The sequence below is a fragment of the Longimicrobium sp. genome, from assembly GCF_036554565.1.
Classification (GTDB): Bacteria; Gemmatimonadota; Gemmatimonadetes; order Longimicrobiales; family Longimicrobiaceae; genus Longimicrobium.
In genome coordinates this window covers 1-8,934 of record NZ_DATBNB010000456.1, presented here as the reverse complement: position 1 = coordinate 8,934, position 8,934 = coordinate 1, and the positions used below count along the sequence as shown (strand labels likewise).

General features: G+C 72.1%; 7 protein-coding genes. 1 reads left to right on the top strand and 6 read right to left on the bottom strand.

The window, feature by feature from the left end; all coding sequences use genetic code 11:
- From VIB55_RS12570 to VIB55_RS12550, 5 genes are all read right to left on the bottom strand, one after another.
- A partial coding sequence (locus VIB55_RS12570) for a UPF0758 domain-containing protein (protein WP_331876994.1) occupies positions 1–319 on the bottom strand: 319 nt, incomplete at its 3' end.
- Positions 320–540: 221 nt separating this feature from the next.
- Positions 541–3,816: a preprotein translocase subunit SecA gene (gene secA, locus VIB55_RS12565; RefSeq protein WP_331876993.1), complete on the bottom strand. Its 3,276-nt coding sequence runs from the start codon at positions 3,814–3,816 to the stop codon at positions 541–543.
- A 19-nt stretch (positions 3,817–3,835) separates the two neighbouring features.
- Positions 3,836–4,417 carry a nicotinate-nucleotide adenylyltransferase gene (nadD, locus tag VIB55_RS12560; protein ID WP_331876992.1) on the bottom strand — a complete coding sequence of 194 codons (582 nt, stop codon included), beginning with the start codon at positions 4,415–4,417 and terminating at the stop codon, positions 3,836–3,838.
- Between the two features lie 8 nt (positions 4,418–4,425).
- Positions 4,426–5,250 (bottom strand): outer membrane protein assembly factor BamD, encoded by an 825-nt coding sequence (locus VIB55_RS12555; RefSeq protein WP_331876991.1) that lies wholly within the window; start codon positions 5,248–5,250, stop codon positions 4,426–4,428.
- Positions 5,247–5,975, bottom strand: coding sequence for a tetratricopeptide repeat protein (locus VIB55_RS12550; protein ID WP_331876990.1), 729 nt, complete (start codon positions 5,973–5,975; stop codon positions 5,247–5,249). Before VIB55_RS12550 ends, VIB55_RS12555 begins: the two co-directional genes overlap by 4 nt.
- 162 nt (positions 5,976–6,137) lie before the next feature.
- Here VIB55_RS12550 and VIB55_RS12545 point away from each other — a divergent pair, with 162 nt between their 5' ends.
- Complete coding sequence (locus VIB55_RS12545) at positions 6,138–7,277, top strand: nucleotidyltransferase family protein (protein ID WP_331876989.1); 1,140 nt, start codon at positions 6,138–6,140, stop codon at positions 7,275–7,277.
- Between the two features lie 43 nt (positions 7,278–7,320).
- Here the strand turns inward: VIB55_RS12545 and VIB55_RS12540 are convergent, their stop codons facing one another.
- Positions 7,321–8,772 (bottom strand): sugar transferase, encoded by a 1,452-nt coding sequence (locus VIB55_RS12540; protein WP_331876988.1) that lies wholly within the window; start codon positions 8,770–8,772, stop codon positions 7,321–7,323.
- Positions 8,773–8,934: the final 162 nt, after the last annotated feature.

Below are 8,934 nucleotides of genomic sequence, written 5' to 3'. Positions count from 1 at the left end.
TGATCTTGGCGGCCTTGGCCGGCCCGATGCCCGGCACCTCGCAGAGCGCGCTGAGCGGCGCCTGGCTGATGCGCCGCAGCGATTCGTCGCCGCCTTCGGGCGCGAACCAGTTCAGGAGGTCGCCGGCCAGGTCCATGGCCGACCGCGGCGGCCGGCCCCGCCGGGGGGGCTCCCCCGTTTCGATGAGCAGCGCCAGCAGCTCGCGGGCAGACAGCGCCTCGGCCCCCTGCGACCGCAGCCGCTCGCGCGGCTTTTCGGACTCCGGCCAGTGCTTGATGCTGACGAAGGCGGGGGGAATGGGACACGTGATCGTGACCATGCACGCGGCTCCGGGACCGGGGTTTCGCCAGGCGCCCGCACCGTGCGGCCACCCGAACACATCCCGAATGTAATCACCGCCCGCCTTCCACACCAGCCACTTTTCCCGCCTGCGGGCAGGTGCGTGAGTGCGTGAGTGCGGGAGTGCGAAAGTGCGAAAGTGCGAACGGGGGCCCGGAGCATTCCGCTCCGGGCCCCCGTTCGGTGGCCCGATTCCCTGCCCTACGCCTTGCCGTGGCAGTTCTTGTACTTCTTGCCGCTTCCGCACGGGCAGGGCTCGTTCCGCCCTACCGCGGGGGTGGGAGCGGGCTTGGGCGCGCCCGGCTCTTCGCGGTTGGTGTGCATCTCCCGTGGCTTCGGCGGAACCGCGGTGTACGGGTTGATGCCCAGCGAGGCGCGGCGGGGCGGCGGCGGCGGCGCGGGCGCGGGCTGCTCGTCGCGCTCCCGCGCCTCGTCGGCCACGCCCAGCTCCGCGTCGGCGGCGGGGCCGGAGAAGGTCATCGGCGGCGGCGGCGGGGGCGGCGCCATGGGCGCCAGCTGCGCCCGGTACACGAAGCGCGCGGCCGACTGGTAGAGGTCCGTCATCAGGTCCTCGAACATGTCGTACGCTTCCTTCTTGTACTCCAGCAGCGGGTCCTTCTGCCCCCATCCCCGGAACCCGATCGACGCCTTCAGGTGGTCCAGGTCGTACAGGTGGTCCTTCCACTTCTCGTCGATCGTGTTGAGCACTACGAAGCGCAGCACCGCGTCGGCCGCCTCGCCGAAGCGGTCCAGCTTGTCGTGGTAGTGCTCCCGCGCCGCCTCCACCAGGTAGTCGTCCAGCTCCGCGCGCCCCGCGAAGCCCGGCGCATCGCCTTCGTTCGCCGGAAGCCGGTCGGCCGTGAGCATGAAGTCCAGCATCAGGCGCTGGCGCAGCCCCGCCACGTCCCACTCCTCGGTGGCCGCGCCGGCGGGGGCGTACTCGTCGACGACCACCGGGAGCGCCCGCTCGATCATCTCCCACACCTCGCCCTTCAGCTCTTCGCCGCCTTCCAGGGCAAAGGTGCGCAGGTCGTAGATCACCTCGCGCTGCTGGTTCATCACGTCGTCGTAGTCCAGCAGCCGCTTGCGCGCCTCGAAGTTCTGCATCTCCACGCGCTTCTGCGCGCCGCTGATGGAGTTGGTGATCCACGGGTGGGTGATCACCTCGCCCTCCTCCGCGCCCAGCCGGTCCATGATCGAGGCGATGCGGTCGGAGCCGAACAGCCGCATCAGGTCGTCTTCCAGCGACAGGAAGAACTGCGACGCGCCCGGGTCGCCCTGGCGCCCCGCGCGTCCGCGCAGCTGCCGGTCGATGCGCCGCGACTCGTGCCGCTCGGAGCCGATGATGTGCAGCCCGCCCGTTTCCACCTCGAAGTCGTCGGCCTGCGTGGTCAGGTCCACCACCGTGGCCGGGTCGGGCGAGGTGCTGAGCGCCTTGAGGTCTGCCCCGCGCTGCTTGAGCCAGGCGATGGTGCGTGGGGCGGTGACGCCCTCGCCCAGCTTGATGTCGGTGCCGCGGCCGGCCATGTTCGTGGCGATGGTCACCGCGCCCGCCTGCCCCGCCAGCGACACGATCTCGGCCTCGCGCTGGTGGTACTTGGCGTTCAGCACCTCGTGCGGCACCCCCGCGCGCTTCAGCATGCGCGAAAGCGTCTCGGAGGTGTCCACGCTCACGGTTCCGACGAGAACGGGCAGCTCCATCGCGTGAAGCCGGCGCACCTCTTCGACGATGGCGTTCAGCTTTTCGCGCTTGGTCTTGTACACCAGGTCGTGGCGGTCCTGGCGCTGGGCGGGACGGTTGGTGGGGATCACCATCACGTCGAGCCCGTAGATCTGGTGGAACTCGCCCTCCTCGGTCTCGGCGGTGCCCGTCATGCCGCCGAGCTTGTCGTACATCCGGAAGTAGTTCTGGATGGTGATGGTGGCCAGCGTCTGCGTCTCGGCCTTCACCGCCACGCCTTCCTTGGCCTCCACCGCCTGGTGAAGCCCGTCGCTCCAGCGCCGGCCGGGCATCATGCGGCCGGTGAACTCGTCGACGATCATCGCCTCGCCGTTCTGGATGACGTACTGCTCGTCCTTGTTGAAAAGCGTGTACGCCTTGAGCAGCTGGTGGATGATGTGGATGCGCTCGCTCTTGTCGGCGTACTCGCGCTCCAGCTCGTCCTTGCGGTCGCGCTTCTCGTCCAGCGAAAGCGAGGCGTCCAGCTCCACCCGGTGCACCGCCTCGGAGATGTCGGGGACCACGAAGGCGTCGTGGTCGTCCGGGGCCAGCACGTCGAGCCCCTGGTCCGTCAGGTGGATGGTGTGGCCCTTTTCGTCCATGGAGTACAGGAGGTTCTCCTCCAACTCGTGGACGCGCTTGTCCATCATGTAGTCGCGCTCGACCTTGCCGATCACCTTCACCAGGCCGGGGTCGTCGTTCAGCATCTTCTGCAGCCGCTTGTTCCGCGGCGAGCCGCGGCGGGCCAGGAAGAGCTTTTCGCCCGCGGCGTAGGTGTCGCCCCCTTCGATGTCCTTTTCGGCCTGCGCGATCAGCTCGTTCACCAGCCGCGTCTGGCGGCGGTGCAGGTCGGACACGGACGGGTTGTAGCGGGCGTACGCCGCGTTGGTCCCCGTGCCCACCGGGCCGGAGATGATCAGCGGGGTGCGCGCCTCGTCGATCAGCACCGAGTCTACCTCGTCGACGATGGCGTAGTGGTGGCCGCGCTGCACGCGCTGCCCCACCTCGTGCACCATGTTGTCGCGCAGGTAGTCGAAGCCGAACTCGTTGTTGGTGCCGTAGGTGATGTCGGCGCCGTAGGCGGCGCGGCGCTCGGGGGTGTTGGGCTCGTGAAGGTCGATGCACCCCACGGTGAGCCCCAGGAACCCGTACAGGTGCCCCATCCACTCGCTGTCGCGCTGCGCCAGGTACGGGTTCACCGTCACCAGGTGCGCCCCGCGGCCGGCCAGCGCGTTCAGGTACAGCGGCAGGGTGGCCACCAGGGTCTTCCCCTCGCCAGTGGCCATTTCGGCCACGCGCCCGTGGTGAAGCGCCATGCCGCCGATCAGCTGCACGTCGTAGTGCACCATGTCCCAGCTCAGGGTGCGCCCCGTCACCTGCGCCTCGGAGCCCACCAGCCGGTGCGCCGCCGCCTTCACCGTTGCGAACGCCTCGGGCAGGATCTCGTCGAGCACCGCCTCCAGCTCGGCGTTCAGCCGCTTTTCGGCGTCGCCGATGGCCTGCGACAGCGCCTCGCGCTCGGCGGCGTCCTCGGACTGGCGGCGCTGGGCGCGAAGGTCGCCCAGCTCGGCCTCCACCTCCGACGTGGCCTCGGCGATGCGCTCGCGGAAGCGCGCGGTCTGCCCGCGCAGCTCGTCGTCGGACACGTCTTTCAGCCGCTCGAAATGGGCGTTGATCTGTTCCACGACGGGCCGCAGCCGCTTCAGCTCGCGCGTGTGGCGCGTGCCGAACACGGCGTGTACGAGGCTCTTCAGCATCTGCGTTCCTTCAGCCTGATCAATGGGAAAGGTCCCGGTACAGCCGCTCGCGCTCGATGACGGCGCGCACGGCCTCGGGAACCAGGTATCGAATGCTCTTGCCCGCCGCGGCTAGGCGGCGGACCTGCGTCGACGAAACGTCCACGCGGGTGATCTCCACGGCCCGTGCCGCGGCGCCCCCGGACGGCGAAAGCGCCTCGCCCGCCCGCGAAACCACCACCAGCGTGGCCAGGCGAAGCACCTCGTCGGGCTCGCGCCAGCGATGGAGCTCGGCCAGGATGTCGGCGCCGGTGATGAAGAACAGCTCGGCGGCGGGCTCGCGCGCGCGCAGCTCCCGCAGCGTATCGACCGTGTACGACGGGCCCTGCCTGCGCAGCTCCAGGTCGTCGGCGGCGAAGCGCGGGTCGCCGGCGATGGCGGCGCGCACCATCTCCAGCCGCAGCGCCGGCGGGGTGCGCACCCGCCCCGCCTTCAGCGGGTGGACGGCCGAGGGCACCCACAGCACCCGGTGCAGCCCCAGCGCCTCGCACGTGTCCGACGCGGCCACCAGGTGCCCCAGGTGCGGCGGGTCGAAGGTGCCGCCGTACACCCCCAGGCGCACGGGCCGCGTCAGCGCCCGGCCGAGTCGGCCGAGTCGGCCGGGGCCGCGGCGGGAAGCATGCGGGCCTCGGCGCTCTGCGGGAACTCGCGCAGCAGCCGCGCCCGGGCGGCGGCTTCTTCCTCGTCGTACCCCATGCGGCCGTACGCCTCCACCAGCCGCAGCAGCGCGGGGGCGGCCGACGGAGTGTCGGAGTACGAGTCCATCACCTCGTTGAAGTACACCAGCGAGGCGTCGTACAGGCCGCGGCGAAAGTAGAAGAACCCGTTCTGGTACGCCTTTTCGGCCAGCTTGTGCCGCATGGCCGTGATCCACTCGCGGGCCTGCGTGGCGTCGGGGGTGGCGGGGTACAGCGAGGCGTACGAGTCGCAGTAGGTGATGGCCGCCACCGTGTACTCCTGGTCCAGCTGCGCCCGCGGCGACAGGCTGTGGTACGCCTGGCAGAGGCCGAACCGCGCCTGGATGGCCTCGGGGTCCGAGGGAAACTCGGTGGCCACCCGCAGGTAGTCGGAGGCGGCGGTCACGTAGTCCCGCGACTGCATGTGGCTGCGGCCCAGCGCCATCAGCGCGGGCTTGAGCCGCGCGTCGGCGCCGGCCGCGGTCACGAACTGGGTGAGGAGCTCGGCGGCGCGGCGCCAGCGGCCGGCCTCGTAGGCCCGCATTCCCTGGGCGTACGCCGACTCCAGGGTGAGCGGCGGCGGGGTGCGGAAGATGGCGCAGCCCCCCAGGGTGGCGGCGGCGGCAAGGGCCACGAGGGCCCGGCGGATGGGTGTCTGGTAAGTCATGGGCTGCATGTACCCGCGGAGCGTCCGCAGGTTCTCTCGGGTGCGGGTCACGCGGACCGGGCCTCGCCGCGGCGCCGCTCCAGCATGCCCAGGTAGGCGGAAACCTGCGCGTTGCCGGGCTGCTGCTGCAGGCAGCGCCGCCACTCGCGCTCGGCGGCGTCCAGGTCGCCCGCGCGAAAGCGGGCCAGCCCCAGGTTGGCGCGCGCCTGGGCGAACCCGGGGTTCTGGTCGAGCACGGCCTCCAGCTCGGCGGCGGCCTCGTCCAGGCTCCCCATCTCGATGAGGGTGCGGCCCAGGCGGGTGCGGATGTCCAGGAACTGCGGGCGGATCCCCACGGCGGCGCGGTACTGCGCCACCGCCTCTTCCGGCGCGCCGGCCTGTTCGTACGCGTCCCCCAGCTCGCGATGGAGGTTGGCGATGCGCGCAGCCGCGGCGGACGGAAAGCGCCCGCCCTTGGCCTCGTCGGCCTCGGCGGCGCGGCGGAACGACTCGCGCGCCTCGTCCACCCGGCCCAGGTCGTTGAGGGTGATCGCCTGGTTCACGTGCGCTTCGACGTAGCCCGGGTTGAGCTCGGTGGCGCGCCCGAAGGCGGCCAGGGCCTCGTCGGCGCGCCCCAGCATCGACAGGCACAGCCCCAGCATGTTCTGCACGTCGGCGAACCCGGGGCGCTGCGTGGCGGCGGCCTGCAGGTCGTCCAGCGCGGACAGGTACTGGCTGCGCGCCAGCGCGTCCCTGCCGCGCGCGATCAGCTGCTCGACTGCGGGCTCCTGCGTCATTCGTCCTTGCTCTCGGGGCGGGCCGGAACGTGAAAAAACCGGGAGAACATAGGCGTCTCCCGGCCGTGCGGCAACCCGGGCGTCCGCGGCAGGCGGCTTGCACGGCCCCGGGCGCCGGTCCATTTTCCGGCGCTCGCCGTTCCCCTTTGCGCTCCCCCGTACATGCCGCGCACCTCCGAACCCGTGCTGGGCGCCCTTCACCTGCGGGAGTGGGCGCTGCAAGTTCTTTCCTCGCCCGGTCCCCCGCTCCCCCCGCCCCCGGTTTCCCCGGCGGGATGGGGGCTGTTCCTGGGGGTGGAGCGGTGCGCGCTCGCCCTGGCGGCACGCGGCGCCGCGGCGGACGACCCCGCCGGGAGCCGGGCCATCCGCGCGCAGGCCGTGGACGAAAGCCGCAGCGTCCTCTCCGCACGGGCGGAACTGCGCCGCCTGGGCCAGGCGGTGCGCGGGCCGGGAGTGTCGCTGGTGGTGCTGAAGGGGGCGGCGCCGCTGCTGTACGGGGGGCGGCAGGTGCCCATGCAGGACGTCGACGTGCTGGGCACCCCCGCCGCGGCGCGTGCGGTGGCGGAGGCGCTGGACCGGTCCGGGTTCCAGGGGCAGGGCCGGGCCGCCTCGCACCGGCTGGCGGTGCGCACGCAGGAAGCGGGGCTGCCGGTGGAGATCCACACCACCGCCCCCGGCCTCCCGCCCGCCGCGCTGGACCGCGCCGTTCCCGTCGCCCACTCGCCGCTGCGGGTGCTTCACCCCGCCGACCACCTGCTCCACCTGCTGGTGCACTCCGCCGTGCACCACCCCGACCGGCGCGGGCGCCTGCGCGACCTGCTCCTGATCGCGGACGCGGTGGCCCGGTGCGCGCCCGGCGACCTGCACGCCGTGCGCGCGGCGGCGGCCCGCGAGGCGCAGGCGGCGCCGGTGACCGCGCAGCTGGAGCGGGCCGTGGCCATCGCGAACGGCGCCGGGGTGGGGGCCGACGGCTTCGCGCTCACGGCGGCCGGGAGCTACCTGATGACGGAAGCCTTTCCGCGCTGGGGGCTGCGCGGCGCCGTGCTGGAATACGCCTGGCTGGCCGGCAGCGCCGCGGTGGCGGCGCGGTCGGGAGCGCCGTCGGCGAGCGGGGCGCACACGCTGGGCATCGCCTCGGCCTTTGCGCCGCTGGCCTGGCTGCGGCGCCACGCACCGCGGGCCGAGCGCGCCGCCCGCGTGCTGGTGCGGCGGGGGAAGGAATGGGCGCTGCTGCTGCCAGTGGGGCTGTTCATCGCCCGGGCGGCGGAACGCGCGGTCCGCGAAACGCAAGGGGCCGGGTGAAGCTCGCTTCACCCGGCCCCTTCGTCCCCGCCGCGCACGTCGCCTAGCGGCTGCCCTGGGCGAAGAGCAGCACGCTGAGCGTCTTGGCCATCACCCGCACGTCGAAGAGCGGCGTACGGTGGCGGATGTAGTACAGGTCGTACTCCAGCTTGACGCGGGCGTCCTCGACCGAGGCGCCGTACGGGTAGCACACCTGCGCCCACCCCGTGATCCCCGGCTTCACCAGGTGCCGCAGCTCGTAGTAGGGCACCCGCTCGGCCAGCAGCCGCACGAACTCGGGGCGTTCGGGGCGCGGGCCCACCAGGCTCATCTCGCCCCGCAGCACGTTCACCAGCTGCGGAAACTCGTCCAGGCGCGACAGCCGCAGCCACTTGCCCAATCGGGTGATCCGGGTGTCGTTGCGCGCCGCCCACACCGCCCCGGTGCCCCGCTCGGCGTCGGCGCGCATGGTCCTGAACTTTACGATCTCGAAGACGCGGCTGTTGGCGCCCACCCGCTTCTGCCGGTGGAACACCGGCCCCGGCGAGTCCAGGCGCACCAGCAGCGCCACCACCAGGCCGACGGGAAGGAACAGCAGCAGCAGGGCCAGCGACGCGCCGATGTCGACCAGCCGCTTGACCTTGGCCTCGAACCGTCGGTGCGGGAGGAACCCCGAGGCGAACGCCACCCACTCCTTGGTGAGGTGGTTCACGGGAACGCGTCCGGTGAGCGCCTCGTACGGGGGGATGATGTCGGTGACGGGAACCCCGTGCGTGCGCGCCTCCAGCAGCACGTCGAGCGTCGCCTGCGAGAGCGGCCCGGTGACGGCCACGATGATCTGCTCCACCCCGTCGCGAAGGGCTTCGCCCCCCGAACGGCGCGACGCCACGATCCGGCGAAGGGTGGTGCCCCCGTCGGCGCACACCGCCACCACCTCGTGGGCCCGGCTTCCCTTCATCACCCGCACCAGCGCCTCGGCCGCCTCGCCGCTTCCCACGATGGCCACCCGCAGCGGGGGCAGCGACACGTGCATCACCCAGTTCAGCACCTTGTTACACACGGGGTGCACCAGCATCACCAGGGCCAGCACCGACAGCAGCAGGGCATGGGGGAGCCGCAGCGAGTCCAGCAGGTACGCCAGGGGCGCGGCGATCCCCGCCACCAGGACCGAGGCCATCACCAGCCGCTGAAGGGTACGGCGCCCGCTGACGCGCACGTCGATCTCGTACATTCCGCTCAGGTAGAACGCGAGCGGATAGGTGAGCAGCAGCACCCCGGTGGCCATGAGCGCCGTTTCCGCGCGTACACCCAGCAGCCACGCCGAGACGAGCACGGCCCAGCCCACCACCGCCGAGTCGGCGAGGACGCGCACCACCTTGCGGGGGAGCGTCATGATGTAGCGCTCCGCCGGAGGCGTTTCGGCCCGCTCGGGAATGGCGATGCGTACGACGGCCGGTTCGACGGGGCGCGGCGTCTCTACGATGCGCAAAGCTGCTTTGTTGACGGTATCTGGCATTGATCCGGGAGCGTCAGGGCGGCGAGGGCCCCGCAGCGAAGGTCGGGCGCGATTGAGGCGGTGCGCACGGCGGGGCGGCCCCGGAACGGGGGCGTGCACGCCGTCGTGCAGCACCATCGTAGCAGGTTGGCGCCGCGCGCGCAAGTGCACACGCGTTCAGCG

What these genes read in the sequence shown, in the direction of transcription:
- secA (WP_331876993.1), bottom strand. Translation starts at nt 3,816, where the DNA reads ATGCTGAAGAGCCTCGTACACGCCGTGTTCGGCACGCGCCACACGCGC.
- VIB55_RS12550 (WP_331876990.1), bottom strand. Translation starts at nt 5,975, where the DNA reads ATGACGCAGGAGCCCGCAGTCGAGCAGCTGATCGCGCGCGGCAGGGAC.
- VIB55_RS12545 (WP_331876989.1), top strand. Translation starts at nt 6,138, where the DNA reads ATGCCGCGCACCTCCGAACCCGTGCTGGGCGCCCTTCACCTGCGGGAG.
- VIB55_RS12540 (WP_331876988.1), bottom strand. Translation starts at nt 8,772, where the DNA reads ATGCCAGATACCGTCAACAAAGCAGCTTTGCGCATCGTAGAGACGCCG.